At 35.2% G+C, this 22,718-nt stretch carries 22 protein-coding genes; 5 read left to right on the top strand and 17 right to left on the bottom strand.

The window, feature by feature from the left end; translation table 11 throughout:
* The first annotated feature begins 84 nt into the window (after positions 1 to 84).
* The gene (locus F6K06_RS00280; protein WP_124145469.1) at positions 85 to 324 is read left to right on the top strand and encodes a photosystem II protein, Psb35-related; all 240 of its coding nucleotides are present in this window, start codon (positions 85 to 87) and stop codon (positions 322 to 324) included.
* Positions 325 to 707: 383 nt separating this feature from the next.
* Positions 708 to 947 carry a photosystem II protein, Psb35-related gene (locus tag F6K06_RS00275; RefSeq protein ID WP_124145469.1) on the top strand — a complete coding sequence of 80 codons (240 nt, stop codon included), beginning with the start codon at positions 708 to 710 and terminating at the stop codon, positions 945 to 947.
* Between the two features lie 450 nt (positions 948 to 1,397).
* On the opposite strand, the gene F6K06_RS00270 is transcribed toward F6K06_RS00275, so the two are convergent.
* From F6K06_RS00270 to F6K06_RS00250, 5 genes are all read right to left on the bottom strand, one after another.
* The gene (locus tag F6K06_RS00270; RefSeq protein ID WP_192901137.1) at positions 1,398 to 2,357 is read right to left on the bottom strand and encodes a DNA polymerase III subunit delta'; all 960 of its coding nucleotides are present in this window, start codon (positions 2,355 to 2,357) and stop codon (positions 1,398 to 1,400) included.
* Positions 2,358 to 2,596: 239 nt separating this feature from the next.
* Complete coding sequence (locus tag F6K06_RS00265; RefSeq protein WP_287239361.1) at positions 2,597 to 4,072, bottom strand: family 10 glycosylhydrolase; 1,476 nt, start codon at positions 4,070 to 4,072, stop codon at positions 2,597 to 2,599.
* 565 nt (positions 4,073 to 4,637) lie between these two features.
* A complete protein-coding gene (locus F6K06_RS00260) occupies positions 4,638 to 5,240 on the bottom strand; it encodes a glutathione S-transferase family protein (RefSeq protein ID WP_124145467.1) in 603 nt (200 codons plus the stop codon).
* A gap of 360 nt (positions 5,241 to 5,600) precedes the next feature.
* Complete coding sequence (gene tmk / locus F6K06_RS00255) at positions 5,601 to 6,266, bottom strand: dTMP kinase (protein ID WP_124145466.1); 666 nt, start codon at positions 6,264 to 6,266, stop codon at positions 5,601 to 5,603.
* A gap of 705 nt (positions 6,267 to 6,971) precedes the next feature.
* The gene (locus F6K06_RS00250; RefSeq protein ID WP_161565096.1) at positions 6,972 to 7,133 is read right to left on the bottom strand and encodes a hypothetical protein; all 162 of its coding nucleotides are present in this window, start codon (positions 7,131 to 7,133) and stop codon (positions 6,972 to 6,974) included.
* Between the two features lie 32 nt (positions 7,134 to 7,165).
* On the opposite strand from F6K06_RS00250, the gene F6K06_RS00245 reads away from it, so the two are divergent.
* Positions 7,166 to 7,504, top strand: a complete 339-nt coding sequence (locus F6K06_RS00245; RefSeq protein ID WP_124145465.1) for a hypothetical protein — start codon at positions 7,166 to 7,168, stop codon at positions 7,502 to 7,504.
* 132 nt (positions 7,505 to 7,636) lie between these two features.
* On the opposite strand, the gene F6K06_RS00240 is transcribed toward F6K06_RS00245, so the two are convergent.
* From F6K06_RS00240 to F6K06_RS00210, 7 genes are all read right to left on the bottom strand, one after another.
* Positions 7,637 to 7,759, bottom strand: a complete 123-nt coding sequence (locus F6K06_RS00240; RefSeq protein WP_287239355.1) for a hypothetical protein — start codon at positions 7,757 to 7,759, stop codon at positions 7,637 to 7,639.
* A 328-nt stretch (positions 7,760 to 8,087) separates the two neighbouring features.
* Positions 8,088 to 10,418: a cation-translocating P-type ATPase gene (locus F6K06_RS00235; protein WP_124146134.1), complete on the bottom strand. Its 2,331-nt coding sequence runs from the start codon at positions 10,416 to 10,418 to the stop codon at positions 8,088 to 8,090.
* Positions 10,419 to 10,663: 245 nt separating this feature from the next.
* Positions 10,664 to 11,284 (bottom strand): Uma2 family endonuclease, encoded by a 621-nt coding sequence (locus tag F6K06_RS00230; protein ID WP_287239352.1) that lies wholly within the window; start codon positions 11,282 to 11,284, stop codon positions 10,664 to 10,666.
* 741 nt (positions 11,285 to 12,025) lie between these two features.
* The gene (locus F6K06_RS00225; RefSeq protein WP_287239350.1) at positions 12,026 to 12,802 is read right to left on the bottom strand and encodes an RDD family protein; all 777 of its coding nucleotides are present in this window, start codon (positions 12,800 to 12,802) and stop codon (positions 12,026 to 12,028) included.
* Positions 12,803 to 12,841: 39 nt separating this feature from the next.
* Entirely contained in the window at positions 12,842 to 13,951 is a 1,110-nt protein-coding gene (locus F6K06_RS00220) for a hypothetical protein (protein ID WP_287239348.1), read from the bottom strand.
* Positions 13,952 to 13,975: 24 nt separating this feature from the next.
* Positions 13,976 to 14,197 (bottom strand): hypothetical protein, encoded by a 222-nt coding sequence (locus F6K06_RS00215; protein WP_287239347.1) that lies wholly within the window; start codon positions 14,195 to 14,197, stop codon positions 13,976 to 13,978.
* Positions 14,173 to 15,057, bottom strand: a complete 885-nt coding sequence (locus F6K06_RS00210; protein ID WP_287239345.1) for a hypothetical protein — start codon at positions 15,055 to 15,057, stop codon at positions 14,173 to 14,175. The genes F6K06_RS00215 and F6K06_RS00210 overlap by 25 nt, the downstream gene beginning before the upstream one ends.
* 81 nt (positions 15,058 to 15,138) lie before the next feature.
* Here F6K06_RS00210 and F6K06_RS00205 point away from each other — a divergent pair, with 81 nt between their 5' ends.
* The gene (locus tag F6K06_RS00205) at positions 15,139 to 16,107 is read left to right on the top strand and encodes a stage II sporulation protein M (RefSeq protein WP_124146137.1); all 969 of its coding nucleotides are present in this window, start codon (positions 15,139 to 15,141) and stop codon (positions 16,105 to 16,107) included.
* 744 nt (positions 16,108 to 16,851) lie between these two features.
* Here F6K06_RS00205 and F6K06_RS00200 read toward each other — a convergent pair.
* The 3 genes from F6K06_RS00200 to F6K06_RS00190 form a co-directional block, all read right to left on the bottom strand.
* Positions 16,852 to 17,121, bottom strand: a complete 270-nt coding sequence (locus tag F6K06_RS00200; RefSeq protein ID WP_124146138.1) for a cupin domain-containing protein — start codon at positions 17,119 to 17,121, stop codon at positions 16,852 to 16,854.
* 178 nt (positions 17,122 to 17,299) lie between these two features.
* Positions 17,300 to 17,920, bottom strand: a complete 621-nt coding sequence (locus F6K06_RS00195) for a PAP/fibrillin family protein (protein ID WP_124146139.1) — start codon at positions 17,918 to 17,920, stop codon at positions 17,300 to 17,302.
* 362 nt (positions 17,921 to 18,282) lie between these two features.
* Positions 18,283 to 20,505 carry a DHH family phosphoesterase gene (locus F6K06_RS00190; RefSeq protein WP_124146140.1) on the bottom strand — a complete coding sequence of 741 codons (2,223 nt, stop codon included), beginning with the start codon at positions 20,503 to 20,505 and terminating at the stop codon, positions 18,283 to 18,285.
* 879 nt (positions 20,506 to 21,384) lie between these two features.
* Between F6K06_RS00190 and F6K06_RS00185 the strand changes: the two genes are divergently transcribed.
* Entirely contained in the window at positions 21,385 to 21,615 is a 231-nt protein-coding gene (locus F6K06_RS00185) for a hypothetical protein (protein WP_124147420.1), read from the top strand.
* Positions 21,616 to 21,776: 161 nt separating this feature from the next.
* Here the strand turns inward: F6K06_RS00185 and F6K06_RS00180 are convergent, their stop codons facing one another.
* Positions 21,777 to 22,367: a transposase family protein gene (locus F6K06_RS00180; protein ID WP_240039184.1), complete on the bottom strand. Its 591-nt coding sequence runs from the start codon at positions 22,365 to 22,367 to the stop codon at positions 21,777 to 21,779.
* A complete protein-coding gene (locus tag F6K06_RS00175) occupies positions 22,277 to 22,672 on the bottom strand; it encodes a transposase family protein (protein WP_287239336.1) in 396 nt (131 codons plus the stop codon). The genes F6K06_RS00180 and F6K06_RS00175 overlap by 91 nt, the downstream gene beginning before the upstream one ends.
* Positions 22,673 to 22,718: the final 46 nt, after the last annotated feature.

The following is a 22,718-nucleotide window of genomic DNA, read 5'->3' as shown; positions in this document are numbered from 1 at the left end:
CCCAACTTGACACTTACCGCAATAAATTGTTACATTTGTTTACATAAAGGTAAATAAGTGTAAAGAAAAAAAAGGAAAAAAATTATGGTTATTTTAATCTCACTATTCGTTATCGGTTGGGTCGCTGCAGCAGTAATTGGAAGCCAAGCTTATTTATTGGGCGAACAAAGTAAGCCTATCCACGAGCGCAACTGGAGTTCTAAGTCTTTTGAAAATTTATCTGAATCTTTAACAGGCAATAGATTGGACTACAATCAGCGAATTCCGGCCTATAGTATGGACGCCTATGCTAGCCAGCGCCTTGCTGATGGTTCAAATGTATAGGTAAAGATTTATGGTTTGATTTTTCCCTAACTCCTCTCTCTGAAAGTTAATTGAACTATTTTCATCCCAAGCAGATATTCTGCTGGGGTGATTTTTTTTTGATTCAGGGACTGTTTTTAACGAAGTCAGAAGTCAGAAGTCAGAAGTTATTTTTGTGACGGGGATGCGTGAGCAACTCTCTAAAAATATTTCGCCTTAAAAGACGGGGTGGCGCGACCCAATTATTTTGATTTATCAAAATGTCAATACTTAATAGGTGCGGATTTCCACATCTTTTTATCTGGTTTACCGTCACTTATGCTAACTTGACACTTACCGCAATAAATTGTTACATTTGTTTACATAAAGGTAAATAAGTGTAAAGAAAAAAAAGGAAAAAAATTATGGTTATTTTAATCTCACTATTCGTTATCGGTTGGGTCGCTGCAGCAGTAATTGGAAGCCAAGCTTATTTATTGGGCGAACAAAGTAAGCCTATCCACGAGCGCAACTGGAGTTCTAAGTCTTTTGAAAATTTATCTGAATCTTTAACAGGCAATAGATTGGACTACAATCAGCGAATTCCGGCCTATAGTATGGACGCCTATGCTAGCCAGCGCCTTGCTGATGGTTCAAATGTATAGGTAAAGATTAATGATTTGATTTTTCGCTAACTCCTCTCTCTGAAACTTAATTGAACTATTTTCATCCCAAGCAGATATTGGGGTGATTTTTTTTGATTCACAGGCTGTTTACCGCTATTGGTAGTGGACTGACACATCTAAAATGGTGCGTTACGACGGATTGTTAAATGCCTTTCACAGCCTAGATTTTAGCCGTCTAACGCACCCTACTGGATTGTTTCATCTAAAAATGTGCATTAGAAAATGGGGGAGGTGACGGGGTGATGGGGTAATGCAGTATCAGTGATACGAAAAAAGCGCTCTGCAAAGTTTTAGCTGTGCATCCATCCGTGCATCCGTGGCAAAATCCGTGTCTTGCCCTGACTTCTCTAAAGCACTATTTTAGCTGAAACTGTCCACTACAAATTTTGCTTTCTCCTGTCTCCTGACTCCTGACTCCTGACTCCTTCTTCAAACAGAACACATCGCCATGAAAGTACATTCCCAAACTAATCTAGGTTGGACATAGGAGAGTAAATATTTTCTAGCTGCCTCCAGATGTTTGAGACATTCCACTTTGTCAAGCTGCTGCTGTTGCTTGGCCCAATAACTATGCTGTAGATAATCTATCAACCATAACTGCGCCTCCATATCCAAATTTTTACTAATATCTCGCCCTACTTCTAGTGCTTGACGAATAGTCTTAATACCCTGAGTGACTGTTTCCAAAATATCCGCAGGAATTTCTTGTAGTTGTTGCCAAGCAGCGATCGCTTCTCCTGGACTACCTTGAGCCATCATCATCACTTCTTTATGCCTCAAAATTTCTTCATGGCCAGCTTTTTCCAATACGAGCTTCATATTCTCGTTGGCCAAGCGATAAAAAGGAATGCGCTGACATCGGGACACCAAGGTGGGCAATAATGAATCAACTCCCGGAGCAATTAAGATTAAAGTTGCCCGTTTGCCAGGTTCTTCCAAAGTTTTCAACAAACCATTTGCAGCACTTTCTCTCATTGTTTCAGCTTGTTGCAAGACTACTACTGACCTTGCAGTTTCTAGGGGGGGACGACCGAGAAATTCACTAATTTCCCGTACCTGTTCGAGACGAATTTGAGGTGGTGACTTGCGTTTGACTCCTGCTTCTGTTGCTTCTTTTGCTGAGAGCAGTTTTCCTTGGTGTAGATAGGTGGGTTCTACCCATAATAGGTCTGGATGGTTTCTTTTGTGAATGCGATTTTTTAGGGATGGGTTAGCAGGGGAGTGGTTATTGGAGAATAGGAGTTCAATAAAACATTGGGCAGTTAAACCTCGTCCTATTCCTGGAGTGCCTACAAATAAATAGGCAGGGGCAATACGTTGGCGAGCAACTGCTTGAGTTAATAATTCTATGGCTTGGTTTTGTCCGATAATTGAGGTAAATGAAGTCACAATGAAGAAGGAGTCAGAACTCAGAACTCAGAACTCAGGAGGGAACAAGGAGGAAGAGGAGAAGAAAGTTTTTCCTGAATGCTATGAAAAGGATCCAGGAGTCGTAGGGGCAATTTCCTACGGAATACTTTTCTACGGAATACTTCGTAAACGTAAACGCGTTTGCGGAGCATGACTTTAGGAAATTGTCCGTACAGGAGTCAGAATGAATATGTTGAATACCATTTTTAAAATTAAATCTAAAAAGATGATTTAACTCTGTTTGCTGTTTCTTCTGATTCTCCAGAAAGTGGGAAAACTAACACACTCTTAATATTGGAATTATTAACTAATTCGTCAAGGCGGTGTAATTGTTTATCGGTAATACCAATACCGTCATATTGTTTGGCATAATTCAATTCTTCCTGAAAGTTATCTTCATTATAAGCTTGAATAAAGACTCGATCTACTAACCATTTTTCCCAGTCTGCAGCAAAATATTTTTTCGCCCAATAAGGGTTATGATGACTAAGATCAAAACTAACTGAATTGTTGGCTTTTTTCATTTCTGTTACCATCTGTTTGGTAAAACTTGTTAATTTTGCTGTCCGGTCTACTTTTCCTGGCAATTCTGCATGATATCCGAGATAATCATCCCATTGAACGGCATCGATTTTTGGATATTTTTTGACAAATTCAACTAAAATATTAGTAAAAAAGTTAGCTACTTCTTCTACTTCTACATCTAAGACATAATGCTCAATTCCATCGTAGGTTTTATCTACTCCAGGAACTATCCATTTTTTAGCAATTGCTAAGTCAAAAATCGGACTATTTTTATCAATTTTAATGCCTTTCTCAAAGTAAGCATGAACTTCTATTCCTTGTTTATGTGCTTCATCAATTAACCAAACTAACCATTGTTCATTAAATTCATTAGGACAGCTATTTGCTCCTAGTATTTGTTGCATTACTTCACTTTTGTACATGGTACAACCATTTCCCCAAACTCCGTGAATTATGGTATTAAATCCTTGTTTTTTATAATAACGAACTCTTTCACGAATTGTTTTTTCATCCGCATTATTAGTTATATAATAACGACTTAAGTAAATTCCTCTAATTTCTTTTTTCTCCCAAGGAGTTAAAACTTTATCGTTGAGGGAATTATTATTAGGTTTAACTGGATTAACAATCTTTTTTTCGGCAGGAGTAGGTGATGGTGATTCTATTTTAGGTAAATTTGGTGAGTTTTTGACGATTTCTGATGAAGATGATTGAGATGATTCGGTTTGATTTGAGTCAATTTCTTTTGATTTTAAAACAGTTTCTTTTTCAAGGGAATTATGATTAGGCTTAACTGGATTAACAATCTTTTCTTCGGTAGTAATAGGTGATGGTGATTCTCTTTTAGGTAAATCTGGTGTATTTTTGACGGTTTCTGATGAAGATGATTGAGATGATTCGGTTGGAGTTGAGTCAGTTTCTTTTGATTTTAAAAAAGTTTCTTTTTCGGTTGATCTCTCTTCTGATTTTACAGTGGGAATAGGTAGATTTGGAAATTTATCTTGGAGCCAAGAAACCACTGAATTATTAGATACGAATTTAGACAAATCGATCTGATTTCTCTGAATAAACCACCAGTAACTTCCACCTAAAATCATCAAAAAAATTAGAATTTCTACCAAACAACCTGAATCAAAAAGACGAGAAGAATTATCCTTTTTTTTAGACATAGGTTCAATAATTGATAATTGATAATGGATAATTGATAATTACCTCTTCCTTTTACGGAGAGGATTGAATAAAAGGAAAATTTTTTCTCTCTTGGTCGATTGGATATGGCGAGGAGACCTTGCAATCCCTTGACCGCTTGTTTTTCCTTGAAAAGAGAGGCTTTAAACCTTAATTATTCTATAAAATTTTAATCAATTTAGATTAGATTTTTTGATTTAGTTAATCTCAATCTAATTTAATCTCCCAGAATAATTACGTTATTACTAAATACATACAACTTCTGATGGAAAAATTTCGGAAATTTATATTTAACTTAATATGTAAGCATTCAGCTATAGCATTCAGTGTTCAGCTTTTCCTGTAAAATGCACTCAAGTTCAGCTTTTTAATTAAGGAATTTCTCTTTGAACTTCTACTACATTTTTAACTCATAAATTGAAGCACTATAACTAGAAGTATGAGTTATTAATATAAGCAATTTTGTAGTAGGAAATATATTAGATATGACTTAAAGCTGATAGCTGATAGCTGACTGCTGTTTGCGCAGCATTCCGTAGGAAATGCTTACCTTAATATAGAACGATAAAGGGGCTGATTTTTTACTATTTCTATCCAATTTTGAATTGCTGGAAATTGGTTTAAATCAAATCCTCCTTCATGAGCAACATGAGTATAAGCAAATAAACAAATATCTGCAATACTGTACTGCTCCCCTACAAAAAATTGATAATTTTCTAAATGTTTTTCCATGACATTTAAAGCCGCATAACCTCCTACTTGTTTTTGCTTAATTTCTGCTTGATACTCTTCTGCTTTTCCTAAAATACTTATCCAATAACGAGAGGTAGCAATATAAGGTTCATGGCTATATTGTTCAAAAAATAACCATTGCATAACTTGAGCTTTTTCCCATTTATTGGTTGGTAAAAATTTTGTTCCTTCACTGAGATAAAAAAGAACTGCATTAGATTCAGATAAATATTTTCCTGGTTCTATTTCTAAGACAGGTATTTTACCATTAGGATTTTTTTGTAAAAATTCTGGGGTACGACTTTCTCCTTTTGTAATATCAATTTCAATTCTTTCAAAAGGGATTTCTAACTGAGTTAACAGTAGACGGATTTTATAGCAGTTACCAGAGGTAGAAAATTCGTATAATTTCAACATATAGCAATTCCAATGATTGTGAAGTAAAAAATTCCTTTTTTTTAGGGAGTAGGGATTAAGGAAGTCAGAAGTCAGAAGTCAGAAGTCAGAAGTTATTTTTGTAATGGGGATTTTGAGCAACTTTCCAAAAATATTTAGCCTTAAAAGGCGGGGTTGCGCGACCTATATTATTTTGATAAAAAATAAGAAAAACAACCATGCCTCAGTAACTTGAGAAACGCTATTTTAAGATCAATACTTAAAAAAATCTCTTTCCCTTTATGAGTTTAATACCTCACAATCTACAGGTTGTTGACAATTGGTTGGGGTTTGAGTCCTCATCCATTTTTTCTTCCTTCTTCCTTCTTCCTTCTTCCTTCTTCAAGTCCATTCTATTAATTTTTTCCTCATAACTTCTTGAATTTGTTCTTGAACTTTATCTATGGTTAGATTAGCATCTATTCGTACTATCGAAGGATTACTTTTAGCTAATTCTTGATAGCCTTTTTGTACCCTTTTATGAAATTGAATATCTGCTTGTTCCATCCTATCAATTTTCCCTCTATTTTTAGCTCTAGTTAAACCAATTTTAACATCAATATCTAACCAAAAAGTTAAGTCGCTTTTTAAGCCACCTGTAGCAATATGATTGAGTTTTTGAATTAAATCTAAATCTAAACCACGACCATATCCTTGATAAGCAATAGTCGAATCAGTAAAGCGATCGCACAATACTATAGCCCCTTTTTCTAAATAGGGTTTAATCAAGTTTTCAATATGTTGAGACCTATCTGCTGCATATAGTAACAATTCTGCTCTTTCTTGAATTTGTTCTCCAGATATATCTGTATTTAATAGTAATACTCGTAAAGCTTGACCTAATTTTGTTCCTCCTGGTTCTCGCGTGACAATTACTTCTAAATCTATAAATTTTGATAAAAGTTTGTTTGATTGTTTTTTATATAATAGCCAATTTTGTAACAGTTGAATTTGAGTGGTTTTACCCCCTCCTTCAACACCTTCAAAGACAATGAATTTACCTATCATTTTGCATTTATTTATCTATTTTTAACTGCTTTTTTAGAAGTTGCTAATAATTACTAATTTCTTGATAGCAATAATTTTATTTTAGCTGTGTTCCTAGACTTTTAGGGAATAAGAAATGGCAGACATCGAAGTAATAAAATTCTTTAAGCATTCAGCTATTAGCTGTCAGCTCTCAGCTCTTATAAGGGGGTTTAAATGAATATAGACTGTTTCAGCCAGCTTTTATAGTAATATCATGTCCGGATAATTAGTGATCAAAAAACTTTCTCCTTCTCCTCTTCTTTCTTCTTCTTTATTTCCTCCTAACTCCTCACTCCTGACTCCTGACTCCTCCGTAGTTTATTTATAACTGTTCAACCGGACATGATATAAGTATAAATTCTGGCTCAATTAGTAAAGCTTTTATCTCAAACTAAAAGCAATAGCTGATGGCTGAATGCTTACAAAATTCTTACTAATTATTTAGGATTCCTATTAATTAAATTATTCTATAATGTATTGTTGAATACTTATAAATAAATGAAAACTAGAACAGGAAAAATAGAGATATTTGCCGTTGAAGCGAGAGGATCTGTTTTTTTTACAGACAAAATATTATATTATTACCTATAGGGAGTATATAGAATATTAATTTATATTTTATCTTTTTCTTTTGGCTTTATAGCACTACGCAAATAGGGCGCGGACATTGATAAATTCTCAAACTCAGTCAGGGATTACTTCTGAGTTCCGACTTCTGACTTCTGACTTCTGATTTGCGCGTAGCGCTATAATACCTCGAACTTCATAAGCGGTGTTTACAAGCTTGTTGGGGTTTGAGTCCTCATCCACTTTTTCCTTCTTCCTTCTTCCTTCTTCCTTCTTCAATTCAAATAATTTTTCTATTATTGGAGTTTTTTATGGCTCGCTATACTGGTTTATTTACTGTAGCTGTCGATGTAGAAAATATACAGTTAATTTTGACAGATATTCTGAGTTATTGTGGTTTTGAAGTTGTCTATATTCGAGGCAATTATTTAATGGCTAGTGAAGTTCATGGTCAAGTAATTTTCTCTCAACTTATTACTATAGAAATCAATGTTGCCATAGCAACTAATACTGAAAAAACACGCATAAATATAGTTGTTAGAAATGAAGAAATTCCTTTAAAATCAGATAATCATTGCCGTCAAAAATTTGATTTGTTAAGTAAGTCGATAATAGAAAATCCTAATTGGGAATTTATAGACAGCATTTAATGGAGGAGTCAGGAGTCAGGAGTCAGGAGTCAGGAGGGAAGAAAGAAGAAGAAACAGGAAGAAAAGGAGAAAATTTTTTATCACTAATTATCCGGACACGATCGGGACTTACGCAAATTCACCTTGAAAACGTCATATGTAGGGGCGAATGGCATTCGCCCTCACTCGATTTAGTGTCCGTGCGTAAGTCCTGATGATATAACCAGTGGGAGCATCTTGCTCCCGTTCTAAGTGTTCCTTATCTCCACTTACCATTAATGCAACACTACCAAAAAATGTTTGATCTGAGTGCCAGAGCGCAAACCTTCCTAAATTCTCTTCACTTCTGGGTAGTCCTACATGGTCATTTCAGTTATCAGTTATCAGTTATCAGTACCTCCGACTAAAGTCAGAGGCTTGAAATACTGAATTGAATATTTTTTTCATCCCCTTAAAAGGGGAGACTTTGGACCTCATTTTTTGGTAATGGTGAGGATATATATTTTTTAATTTCTCCCACACTCTTCATCCCCCCATCTCCCCAAATTCCCCTCCTGGGAGGGGTTAGGGGTGGGTCCCCATCTGACTCCTAATTAACTATTGTTCAACGAAATGTGCTACGCAGTAATAAAGAGTTTGTCACAACACTCACGGAACTAAATGCCATAAAAGCACCCGCTGCAGCAGGGTTGAGAATAATACCAAAACTCGGCAACAACACCCCCGCAGCTACAGGAATGCCCACAATATTATAGGCAAAAGCCCAAAATAAGTTTTGACGAATTTTGTTGAAAGTAGTACGACTGAGTTTAATTGACTGCACCACATCCATCAATTTATCCTGCATCAATACAATATCAGCAGCTTCCACTGCCACATCTGTACCAGCTTGCATCCCAATACCCACATTTGCTTGAGCTAGAGCAGGAGCATCATTAATACCATCTCCTACCATTGCCACTTTTCCCGCATTTGACTGCAAAGAAGCGATCGCTTCTGCTTTTCCAGATGGTGCCACTTCTGCCAAAATATCTTTTGAATTTATATTTAACTGTTGGCCAATAGTTTCGGCAACAGAAGAGCGATCGCCTGTTAATAACATCACTCTTAAACCCATACTTTGTAAACGTTGCACTGTTGCTTTAGCGTCATCCCGAAGCACATCGCTAACTCCGATAACTCCAGCTAATATTCCATCCACAGCAATATAAACTGCGGTTTTGCCATTTAAAGAGGGGATATTTTCAGCATTGACAATAATTTCATGGCTTTTCAACCATTCCAAATTTCCCACTAAAGCAGGTTTACCATCTACAACAGCAGAGATTCCTAAACCAGCTTCGGTGTGAAAGTCTGTTGCTGTGAGTAATGAGACACCCTCTTGTTGAGCTTTTTGTAAAATTGCTTTTGCCAAGGGATGACTCGCACCACTTTCCACAGTCGCTGCAACTTGTAATAACCATTGCGGGTTATCTCCGATAATATCGGTAACGGTGGGATGACCTGTGGTTAATGTTCCAGTTTTGTCAAAGACAATAGTATCTAACTCATGTACTTTTTCCAGCACATCCCCACCTTTAATTAATAAACCTCTTTCTGCACCGACACCCGAACCTACTAATATTGCGGTGGGTGTTGCTAAACCTAATGCACAAGGACAAGCAATAACTAAGACGGCGATAGTTAATTTTAAACTTAATAATAGTGGGGAAGTAGAAGTGGAATGTGCCATCATCATCCCTTCATGGTCGGTCATCTGCAACACATTCGGCCAGATATTAGTACCTGCTAAATACCAAAAGAGGAAGGTTGCGGAAGCGATGGTCATTACGCCGTAGGTAAAATAACCTGCCACGGTATCTGCCAAATTTTGAATGGGTGCTTTGCGGGTTTGAGCGGTTTCGACTAATTTAACTATTTGAGCTAATGTAGTTTCCGAACCTGTGTGAGTTGCCTGAATAACTATAGCGCCTGAGTTATTAATAGTTCCGGCAGTAACTTTAGCACCACATTCTTTTGTTACAGGTATAGACTCCCCAGTCAGCATCGACTCATCTATTGTTGTTCTGCCATTACATATTTCTCCATCCACAGGAATTTTTTCTCCGGGCAATACTTGGAGATATTCTCCGACTTTGACTCGTGAAGCTGGAATTTCTACAGACTCAAAATTATTCTCCCCGTTTGGTGGTGGGACTAAATGTGCGGTGGCAGGTTGGAGTGCTATTAATGACTGGAGAGTAGATGCTGCTCGATATCTTGCTTGTTGTTCGAGGGTTTTGCCAAGAAGGATGAAACCAAGGATCATTACTGGTTCGTCAAAAAAGCATTCCCAACCTAATTCGGGAAATAGTAGAGCAACAACACTGGCAATGTAAGCGGTCATGGCGCCGAGACCAACTAAGGTGTTCATGTTGGGAGCGTTTCGCCAAAGACTTTGAATACCGTCGATGATAATTTCACGTCCTGGTAGTAATAAAGCTAAGGTTGCTAATGCTGCATGAAACCAAATATTGCCCAAAATGGGAATTTCTAGACCAATGAAGTGACCCAGATGTCCCATACCTGAGAGAATAATGAGGAAAGCAGCGATCGCTATCCGTCTAATTTGTTGTTTAATTTCTTGGTTATGGCGCTCGGTTTGTTTTTTGGTTGCGTCTATTTCGGAGGTATCGAGACGTGGTTGAGTAGGGAAACCGTTATTTGTAAGTTTTTCAGCGAGAGTGTTTGGATCGATCGCCCCTGTTTCGCATTGGACCGTTGCTACTTCGGTTGCGAGGTTGACTAGAGCGGAGATAACACCTGTTTGTTGGGTGAGTTGGCGTTCCACTGCTTTGACACATCCGGCGCATTTCATCCCACTAACATCAAGGGTGATGGTTTCTACTGGGGAGCGATCGATATTTGTTGTTTCTGGTTTGGAGGCAACTTGCATAAAATTTTCTCTACTAATTAATTAAACTATTGAATAAGGAGTCAGGAGGGAAGAAAGAAGAATAGAAAGTTTTGAGCGGATAAAATCTTACTTTTTACTTTTGCCTTTTGACTTTTAAAACTTTAAAATTTTGAGCGGATAAAATCTTACTTTTGCCTTTTTGCTTTTGCCTTTTTACTTTTAAAGTTTTGAGCGGATAAAATCTTACGTTTGACTTTTGACTTTTGACTTTTTAATTTTAATTTTTAACTTCCAAATATTTGTTCTGCGGTCAAATTGAGTTCTGGAAAAGTCGGGGAACCAAGTACATCTTGACCTCTAAATAAATTAATCGCATATTCACTTTCCACTAAATTACAAACCGAAATAGTTGGTTGTTTGGGGTCTCCAATATATCGGCGACCTCCTAAACCTAAATAGTCAACTATCCAATATTCGTTTATCCCTAATCTTTCATATTCTGCAAGTTTTATTAAATAATCATTTTGCCAATTAGTACTTACTACTTCTATGGCTAATTTAATACTTTTACCTTGAGTAATAGTCGATCGCTTATTCCACATTGGCTCATTTTCCATAGCATTATCATCTAATACCATTACATCAGGAATATAAGCCGATTTATCCGAATCTATGGCTTTAATTAGTCCCTGTCGAGGGATAAAAAAAGGTAAATTCAGGCGTTTAATTTCCACACCTAATTCCAAAGCTAGAAAACCAGCTACTTTTTCATGAGTTCCAGTAGGTTGTACTTGAAAAATCTCTCCATTATGTAGTTCAAATCGACCATAACAATCAGGATACCAGTCCCAAAACTCCTCTAAAGTCATTAACTTAATATCCGGTTTTTCTACTGAAATAAGCATCTTAAATACTCCTAAAAATTTTAGTTATAAATCTATTTGGTTGTTAGGAAAAATTCACGGAGGAAAAGCAGCAAGAAAGTTAGATAATTTCTGTGGCTTTAACTGGCTTTATTTAAGTTATTTCCCCATAACTCTAATATAGGAAAAAAAATAGCGATCGCTCCATAGTTAACTGATTTTTTTAACATTTTCTTCAGGTAACTTTTATTATATTAATTCAAACCCAATTACAGCACTTCCCGCTGCCCATGAGGTATCTGTAGCGGGCAAGATGCCCACACCACAAGAGTTTTACTATTCACACCATATAAATCATTTGTCCTAAATATCTTGAATATCTTGTAATATCATGTCCGGTTGAATAGTTATAAATAAGCAGGGAGGAGTCAGGAGTCAGCATTCAGGAGTGAAGAGAAGAGAAAGTTTTTTTTATCACTGATTATCTGGACTGGACATGATATAAGATTTAATCTACTACCTACTACCTAAAACTTATTGAATAATTAAGGTTTAAAGCCTCTCCTTTAAAGGAGAAACAGGAAAAAATTTCACTTTTAGTCAGTCCTCTTCTTTTTAAGGAGAAGTCATTGTTAATTATTAATTATTAATGATTAAACACCTTATAGCAATTCCCATACTTATGAGGTACAAAATTTTAGGTTTGAGGGAACAGGGAACAGGGAATAGAAGACAAAAAGACAAAAAGATAACTGTACCTCACGACCTTGGGAAACGTTATATTCATTTTTGCTGATAAGCTAAATAAACAGCTTCTAAAAATTCTGTAGCAGTAACTTTTTGTGGAGTTTGTGTCAAACCAATAATTTCTTTTGCTTGAGTTGCTAATTTTTTACTCAACTCTATTTTTGCTTGTTTAGTCATTAACTTAGAACGTTGTAGATATTCTCGAATGACAGCAAAATCTTCAGGCAATAATTGAGAAATATCTGCTTCTTCTAGTAAATAATTTGCTAATTTTTTTGCTGTTTCGGAAGTCGAAATTAGATCGGCAACTGCCTTAACTTCTTGAATAACAATTGTACCTGCCACCCAGTCTCCTAAACGTTTTTCTTTTTTACTAAATAAAATTAATAACATTCCAATAAATAAAGTATCATCTACCGGACGGAATAAGGCTCTCAGAGTTGTTTGTTGTAATCTAACTGGTCTACCATCATCACGAATAACCCTAATTTTTACATAACGTTTTCCCGGTGTTTGCCCTTGCCAGATAGTTTCAAAAATTACAAAATATCCGACATAAATAACAAATAAAATTAATAACTGAATTGAAATTATCCACAACGACGCCTGCTCATCATCACCTCCAAAATTTTGCCATATATCTAAAAATTGAATATAAAAAAAGATGCCAAAGATTAGGGCAAAAAGTAAAATCAGACTCCAGATAATGTAATCAATTAACAAAGCATAAGCACGGTTGCCTACTCCAGCTAAATTAAAATCTAATTCCACACTCTCTGGAGTTTGTAGAGAGATTTGATTAAAAAATTTCATTGTTAATATTGATGAGATTTTCTGCTTACTTCTTTGCTGCTAAGAAGATTGAATATTTTGTTTTCTTAACTGTAAATCTATACCTTCTCTACGAGTTAGGATATCATAATAAACTACAGCTTTTATTGCTTGCCAAAATGGTAATATAAGTACATTGCTTACAGAAAAAATGATATAAAAAAATAGCAAGTATAGCAGTAGAGAAGTTGGATTGTTTAGTTCAATATATAGCATAACTCCTACAGGAACTAAGATTAGCCCCAAAGTCATACCAAATGGCAATATTAATATAGTTGCTGTTATCAATATGTCAAAAACTATCTCCAAACTGAAATTAATTTCTGATCTAGAAAATATAGGTGGTTTTAGTCTAAAAATTTCATAGAGTATTTTGAAAATATCATAGAATATTTCAGAATAAATATACAATATTACACCAACAGGTAATGCAACTAAAGTTGCTACTAGCAATATCACAAAAATCCGCCTTATATATCCTTTAGTTAATGCCCAACTGCGTCCTAAACTTCGAGTTGCAGTCATATTTTCTTCAACAACCAAAGGCATTTCAAAAAAAATAAAGCGATTCAATAATGTCATAAACAAAATCAAATAAATAGCCCAAAAAGTAATTCCTACAGCTAAATAAGTTAGATCGTTATCTACCGGAAAATTTGTAAAAATACTGATAATAGCAAAAACAAATGCTATGAAAACAAAAACTACAAATGCAACTCCAATCCCAATTAAAATCCCAATTAAAAATAATCCCAAAAATGCCCATAAAAAAATCCACAGTTTCGGGGCTAAAGTCCGTCGAGTTTCACGAATAGTTTCTAGTTTATTTGCTAATACTCCAAATACTAATTTACCAATTATCGCACGATTAACAATTGATTTTGTAGTACAAAAAGCAAATAATAATAACCAAACAGGAATTAACAATAAAAAACTTGAGTTATTGGCTCGGTCGTCAACCAAAATTAGAGGTATGGGAATGATAGCTAAAAATGGCAACAAAAACCATAAAGTTGCTCTAATAGCTACACCACAATAAGACTTAAAATTATCTCGATAAATTCGGATACTTGCACTAACAACATTCCCCACGCTTAACAGTTTAGTTACTGTTATTAGATTTTGAGACATGACTAAATTTACCTTGCTACAAAATTAAATATCTTGTTTTCTTAACTGTAAATCTATACCTTCTCTACGAGTTCTGAGGTCATAGTAGACGACAGCTTTTATAGCTTGCCAGAATGGTAATAAAAAGACATTACCTAATAATCCAATCGCATATCCAAGTAGAAATGATAGAAACTGAATATTTGGATTTGTTGCATCTATTGGTTGAGTGGGAGAAATAGCTAATAGTAGAATACCTTGAAGCATTGTGGTAAAAATAAGAAGACATTACTTAATAATCCAATACTATATCCCATGAGAAATAATAGTAATTGAAAGCTGGCATCTGTTGGGTTAGCAGGAATAGTTGCTTTCAGAATATTTTCGAGTATTCCAGCAATAATTTGTACAATTATCCCAATTGGTAATGTCACTAAACTTGCGATGAACAATACAACAAAAATTCGCCCTACATATCCTTTTGTTAATTCCCAGCTACGTCCTAAAGTTTGAGTCGCTGTTATATTTTCTTCTACAGCTAAAGGCATATCAAAAACAAAAAAACGAATTAATAATCTAACTATAAAAATTAAGGCAATAATAAAAATAACAATTCCAATTAAAACTAAAACTACTATAGTTCCCACATTTGGCTGACTAGCATTTGCCATTCCAGCAATAATACCAGCCAAAATTCCAATAACCACAGAAAGAATCAGCCAAATTCCAATTCCAATTAAAAAAAATAGAAAAAATGCTAGGAAAAAAATCCACATTTTAGGTTTTAAAATACGCCTAGCTTCACGAACAGTTTCTGGTTGATTAGCTAACTCTCCGAATACTAACCTAGCAATTATGGCATTATTAATAATTGACTTTGCCGAAGAATAAATAAACAATAATAACCATACAGGAATTAATAATAAAAAACTTGAACTATTGGCTTGATTATAAATCAAAATTAAAGGTATGGGAATCAAAGCTAAAAATGGCAAAAAAGACCATAAAGTTGCTCGAATCGCTACACCCAAATAAGGCTTAAAATGGTCTCGATAAATTCTCATCCCAGCACTAACAATATTCCCAGCACTTAGGGGTGCAATTGGTATTGTTGAATTTTCAGACATAACTAAATTTATCTCAATTATTTGCAGTGAAAATTTTATATTTATCTTAAACTAATCAAAGGTAACTATTAGGAAAACTTAATGAATATTAACCGTTGGATTAGACGTAGAGAAAAAAATTGGCAGCATTTAGACTCTTTATTAAGGCAAGTAGAAAAAAAGGGATTAAAATCATTGCCAGCAGCTCAAATCAGGGAAATGGCCAGTTTGTATCGTTCTGTATCGGCAGATTTTGCCCGTGCTAAAACTCACCAAGTGGGTAATATTCTGGAGCAAGATTTGCAGAGGTTGACTACTCGTGGTTACACTCAAATTTATCAGGGAAACCAGAAGCAGGAATGGCAAGCAGTCTGGGAGTTCTTTCGTTGGGGGTTTCCAGCAGTGGTGCAAAAAACTTGGGCTTATACGGCAGTGGCGACGGCGTTTTTTTTGGTTGGTGGGTTGGTGGCCTGGTGGTATAGTTGGCAAGACCCAGTGTTTATGTCGTTGATAGTGCCAGAATCTTTGATTTCTCAAGTACGAGACCGTCAAGAATTATGGACGGGGTCAATAGTAGGAGTTGAACCTCTGGCTTCTAGTAATATTATGATTAATAATTTACGGGTTTCTTTTTCTGCAGTAGCTGGTGGTATTAGTGGTGGTATTTATACAGTTTATTTGTTGGTATTTAATGGATTATTAATTGGGGCAATTGGCGCTCTAGTTAGTCAACATAATTTGGCTGTTCCTTTTTGGGCTTTTGTATTTCCTCATGGTGCTTTAGAATTACCTGCAATATTTTTGGCTGGTGGAGCTGGTTTATTAATAGCAAGAGCTATTTTATTTCCGGGTAAATATGGTCGAGTTGATGCTTTAAAGTTTTATGGTTTTCAAGCTGCACAGTTGGTTTTTGGTGTTGTAATGTTGTTAGTTATTGCTGGAATTATTGAGGGATTTTTCTCGCCTAGTCCGTTAGTGCCTGATATTTTTAAGTATATTGTGGGAATGGGGTTATTTTTGTTTTTATGTATTTATTTTAGTCAAAAGAAGGGAACAGGGAACAGGGAATAGAATAGAATAGAAATAAAGATAGGTGTACCTTATTAGTTTGAGAAACGCTATCAAAAGAAGAGAACAGGGAACAGGGAATAGAATAGAATAGAAATAAAAGATAGGTGTACCTTATTAGTTTGAGAAACGCTATAATATATTCTTGGGAGTAGGGGTTAGGGAGGAGGGAAATATAGCATATTTCTCCCATAAGAAGTATAAAGTATTAACAATTAAATATTTGTAGTGCGGGCATCTTGCCCGCGATAGGTATATCTCACCCTTGGTGGAATCTGCTGTAATGAATAAGATATCTTTATTTCATGGAAATAAATTGCTAAAAATATTCTTACTTATTACTTAATCACTGAAATGTTCAATAAGTATCGCATTATTTTTAGGAATTACTATCAGTCAGAAAAAATGCAGAATAACTCAATTATTCAATTATGAAGTACAAATAACTCCTCCATTACTTCCGAGTAAAGTGTGAAAAATTTTTTTTTTAGAGTTTAATTAAACATAGCATTTTTTTGAGAATAGGTATTATATTCTGTCTGGATAATTAGCGATATAACTAAGTTCCGCACTCTGCAAACAAAAAACTTATCCAGAGCAAAATCCCCTATTCTCTCTACTCCCTTATTTATCAGAGATAATATTAGAAATATAGCAGTCCAAGGAAAGGTTAAGACATATCAAAAGCTTAAAACTCAGACAACGAAAATTTTTCCTTATTTCGATTCTTCTTCCTTCTTCCTTCTGCTAATAAATATGAATAGCAAGCCAAATTGTTTCTATCTTTGGATCGGTTGAAATAATTTTATGTGGGGTTTTAGCTGGTATAAAAATATGACTATCTTTGACTAATTTTGTTGTTTTTTGATTGATTTCTAATATGGCGGAACCTTCAAGCAATGTTACCCATTCATCTTCATCTTGAATAAATTCTTTACTGACGAAATTAGGGGGTGAAATTATTTTATTAATTTTGACATTTTTATGTGATAGTAAATTTTTTAATATCTCTTCCATGATTTTTGATTAAAATGGTAGGTTTTAGGTTTTAGGTAGTATAGCAGTTGCCATTACTGTTAGGAAATATCATCAAGTTGAAAACTCAGACAACACCATATTTTTCCTTCTCTCCAAGATAACTAAACACCTTCTTCCTTTTTCTCTCTTCCCTCTTCCTTCTTCCTTCTTTCTTCCCCTATACAACTTTATTCAAAATAAATAAACTTTCATCCCCTCCACGTCCAATTCTTAAAGTTTCGTCTAAATAAGTAATATCTAATGTAGCAACTCTACCTTGAGGATTATTAGCTGCTACAACTTTAAAAGGATTTAGTTTGGGAGTATTAATACCCACAATTTTCTCAATTGCCAAATAACGTTTATCAAAATAAACATTGATGCGTTTATCTGCTAAACCAGATTTATCTATAGCTAGTTCAAAACTAGCAGTTACTTTTACATTTCCTGAGATTAACTTCAGAGGATGTTGTACTTCAGCTTGATTAAAAAATACTTTATTAGTAACATCAATTACTTGATAAACTTTACCTACTTGTAAACCCAATGGTAGGGAATCTAAAGAACGAATTTCTCTAGCTGTAGAGTATTGCAATTGCCAAGTTCCATCTAATAAATTAGTAGCATTTCGGAGAGGTTGAGGATGAGGATTAAGATTTTCTAAGTTTATTGTTAACTGTTCAATTTCTGCAACTAAAGTTTTATCTAACTTCAAGTTCGTTACAGGAGAACCATCATTCTTAGTTTGAATATTTTTGATTGTTGCTTGTAATTTTTCTTTCAATAGTTGATTATTCATTTGATTAAATAGTTGTAAAATTTCAGGAGTCAGGAGTCATATCAAATTCTGTTGAACACTTATTATATAGTTCGGGGGAGTAGGGGAGTCGGGGAGTAGGGGAGTAGGGGAGATTTAAGGCTTAAAGTATAGTTATAAACATATACTATATAACCGGATTATATATCAGGAGTCAGGAGAAAGGAAGAATGATAGTGGAAATTACAGCGGGTTCGAGTTCCACCTTGGTGAGGTACAACCCGAAGCGAGCAAGATGCTCGCACTGGGAAAATTTAATTTTTCATATTTGTATTTCATATACTTGGAATTTGCTGTATCTAGTTTCTTCCTTCTTCCTTCTTCCCTCTTCCGTCTTCCTTCTTTTATAACTTTAAAGCACTCATAGCTGCTTTAATTAAATTAAAAAAACGGGCATCTGAAACATCTACTTGTTTAGCATTATTACGAGTTTTACCTAACAAACCTATTTTTTGTCCCTGTTGAATTGCTAATACTTCTCCACGGGAATTTCTAATTCTTAATTCCTTCACATCTCCTATTTGATAAAGACTGCAAGTGTAAGGGCGACTACTGTAATAAAATTCTGCTTTTTGAGGAAAATTTTGAGGCGAAGTCTGTGAATTCCTAGAAATTTCCATCGGTAAACGTACTCCTAATAATTCCAACTCAATATTACTCTGACCATTCCAAGTATTTTCCCGCATTTTATAAGCAATATCTACCACCGAAGGTAAAGGAAAATAATCGCCCCAACGCCAAGCGATCGCCTGAATTATTTCTCCTTTAATTAAAGTTAATTTAATATGCCCCTTACCCACAATTCTTTGTTCAGAAATTCTCACATTTCGACTCCAAAACACAGGGTCCTTATTTTCAATTCCGCAGGGATGAAGTAAATCTATTTGACGATATAAATCAAAATTTAATTCCTGAATTTCTGCCTCAGCATCAATACTAACTAACGGTTTTAGATGCTTAATTTCTAAACATTGATGAGCAAACTCACTCAGACGAGAACGAAATTTATCCAAATTTTCTGCCGAAAAAGAAAAACCACCAGCCGCTCTATGACCTCCATACTTTCCTAATAGCTCATCACAAAATTGTAACGCCTCAAAAACATCAAACTCAGGAATGCCACGAGCAGAACCACGAATTATTTCTTCCCCCTCCTCCTCATAAGTGCCAATAAAAACAGGCACACCATAACGTTCCACCAACCGAGAAGCAACAATACCAATAACACCATGATGCCATCCCGGTTGCACCACCACTAAAACCCTTTCCTCCCGTAAATTTATCTGACTCGACTCACACCAAGCGATCGCCTCTTGTTCAATTTCCTCACATAACTGTTGTCGTTGCTGGTTAATTTCTTCACATTGCATCGCCCTTTCCAAAGCTATTCCCATATCATCAGTAGTCAAAAGCTCAATCACAATTTGTGGGTCAGCAATACGCCCAACTGCATTGATGCGCGGGCCCAGGCGAAAACCAATATCATCAGGTTTAAGAGATTTTTGATTATCTTTTGATTTTGGGTTTAATACCCCGCTATCTACAGACTGTTGAAAATTTTTTGGCGTTTGAGTTCCCTCTTCCTCCCCCCTTTCAAAGGGGGGCAAGGGGGGATACCCTCTTCCCTCTTCCTTCTTCCCTCTTCCTTCTTGACAAGTTCCCTCTTCCTCCTTCCCTCTTCCCTCTTCCTTCTTCCTTCTTCCTTCTTCCTTAGCTTGAACACCAGATACCTGAATTAATGCTTGTACTCCTGCTAACTGGGAGTGAGGCAAATATTGTAACCCCCGTTTCACCAAGCGACGGTTTACTCCAGTTAGAGGCGCCAAGTCAGCAATAGTACCCAAGGTGAATAATTCTAAAAGTGGCTTAATTAAACCTTGGTGTTTTCCCAAACGTTGCGCTAGAGATACTGCCAAAATGTAAGCAACCCCCACTCCTGCCACACCCCGATAAGGAGAAGTTTCTGAAATAAGCTTGGGGTTGAGGATAGCGTGAGCTGGTGGTAGTTTTGGTGGAATGTCGTGGTGGTCTGTAATAATAACATTTACACCTAATTCCCTTGCCCTAGCAATAGGTTCATAAGCAGCAATACCATTGTCTACAGTGATGATGAGACTTACTCCTTCCTGATGAAACTCCTTAACAATACGTTGGTTAATGCCATAACCTTCCTGCATTCGACTAGGAATAGCATAGTCAACTTTTGCCCCTAGATATTTGAGAGCGCGCAACAATAAAGCAGTGCTAGTCATTCCATCTGCATCATAGTCACCACAAATAGCAATTTTTTGTTCTTGAGAAATTGTAGTTTGTAATAAGTTGAGACTAATATCTAAGTCGGGAAATTCTTCTATTGGTAGAGGTAGTTTTATTGACTCAGGATCTAAAAATTCTTGTGCTTGTTCTATAGTAGAAATATCCCGGTTAATTAATGTCTGGGCAATTAGGGGTGATATTTCTAGAGTTTTGGCTAGTTGTTTAGTTATTTCTGGTTGCTCTGGATATATTAACCACCTTTGGTTAGGTAAGTTTTGCTGCTTTGGTGAAAGGGGGAAATTATTTTGCATATTGAATAAGGAAGAGGGAAGAAGGAAGAAGGAAGAAGGAAAGGGGCAAGCGAATACGGGAGCAAGATGCTCCCACTACCGTGTCTCGTAACAAATATAATTACAATGCACTACCACTTTAATTGTTTATATTCAGAATCATATTATACCAAGCGTGAAAAAAGAATACAGAACTTACCCAAATTGACTTTTAAAACACCATCTGTAGGGGCGCCATTCGGAGCTTTGCGGAACGCAAATGGCATTCGCCCTCATTCGATTTAGTGTCCGTGCGTAAGTCCTGAATACTTAACTTAAGTGAAACTTCAATTATCAAGTAATTAAGATGCTAAGTAAATAACTTTTTTGATAATTAGCACGCCAGTTATTGTTAATTATCCTTATATTTACTTCTCTGTACGGACGCCCTTATGCAACGTCCCTACTACTCTTTAAATGTAAACCATAATTATAGGAGGAAAAATGTTCAAAAGCTTAATCAGACAAAAATATTTAGGAGCAATACTGTTCCGGAACACTTATAACGAATGCTTGCTTCATTCATTAAAAAGCTGAAAAGCTCAAATGCTGAAATACTGATAGCTTATTATTAGGAGGAAAAATGTTCAAAAGCTTAATCAGACAAAAATATTTAGGAGCAATACTGTTCCGGAACACTTATAACGAATGCTTGCTTCATTCATTAAAAAGCTGAAAAGCTCAAATGCTGAAATACTGATAGCTTATTATTAGGAGGAAAAATGTTCAAAAGCTTAATCAGACAAAAATATTTAGGAGCAATACTGTTCCGGAACACTTATAACGAATGCTTGCTTCATTCATTAAAAAGCTGAAAAGCTCAAATGCTGAAATACTGATAGCTTATTATTAGGAGGAAAAATGTTCAAAAGCTTAATCAGACAAAAATATTTAGGAGCAATACTGTTCCGGAACACTTATGCGGTTAAAATACGTCTGGCTTATATCTTTGCTTTAATTGCAATAATTTTCCCTCATCATTATGTTTTAGCTCAAACCACTACAGAATATTATGCTGCTTTGAGTGAGGATAAAATTATTAATAATGACTCGGAAAATCAAGATGCTTCTATTAGACTTCTCCGAAAATAGTCAAACCAATACTGTAACTATCTTTTAAGGAGCGATCGCTATTTTACCAAGATAGTTGATTTTTACAGTCTCATAGGTATTAGAGATAGTTAGTATTAATATATAGCCCTAATTATAGTATCTTAAGTCAAGAACTTTTTAAGATATTTTCGGCTAATTTATTAATACAAAATAACCGTCCCTATTCCCAGTATTACAAGTCCACAAATAGTCATTATTATTTGCGTATATTTATCAGAATTTAGCCTGAATCTTTCCTGGGCTACTCGAAATATTTTTACCAATCTAATTATATGTTCTATAAAGATTCTTTCAGCAGCCAGTTCTTGATTTTGAGACTTTTGCTGACTGGTTAATTCTTGATTCTTTGGCTTTTTTTTCGGTGTTCTTATTGCTGATTCTCCAATGTAAGCTTTATCACCAGCAAATTTTTGTTCTTGAGCGAATTTTTCTTGTGTTTCACGAAAAAAACTTATGTCACTTTTTTTTCCTGGTTTTCCAGCTTCTACATCGACAATATCTTTACCTAATGGTAACACAATCACCTGACTTTTTCTAGTATGACTTTTTTTCTTTCCTGAGTAATATTCTTTTTGTTTTGCATATTCTTCTGGCCTTTCTATACCCTGTTCATAGCTATCTATAATTAACTCATACTCTGTTAAAATTTCTTTAACAATTTCTTTGTCACTGGAGTTTTTTTTACCTGTTCTAGTAGACTTGGTGGTAACAATTCTCCAATTATTGGGCACCAATAATTAAATGTATCATTGGCAGTAGTTTCACTCACTCCAAATTGAATTCCTAGTAATTGAAATGTTGTTAAATGTCTTAAATAAGTTAATGTTAAAATAATTTGTTCTGAGATAGATAATTTAGGTAGCCTACCACCACCATAAGCCATTATTATCACTTTTTTAGCTGTAGCTATTTCTCGCTTATTATTGTGGAGTTTTTCTGCTTGTTTTAATAACTTTTCTAACTGTTCATACTTCATACCTAATAAACGTTCTGATTCTTGTGGGTGATTGTGAATATAATCGAGTATATTAGTCATAATTTGCCTAGCAAAAATTACATTTTTTATTACTTTATCACAATTT

This window comes from Okeania sp. SIO1H4 (genome assembly GCF_010672695.1).
Taxonomy (GTDB): domain Bacteria; phylum Cyanobacteriota; class Cyanobacteriia; order Cyanobacteriales; family Microcoleaceae; genus Okeania; species Okeania hirsuta.
Note: the sequence above shows the minus strand (reverse complement) of the source record. Positions and strands in the feature narration are given on the sequence as shown.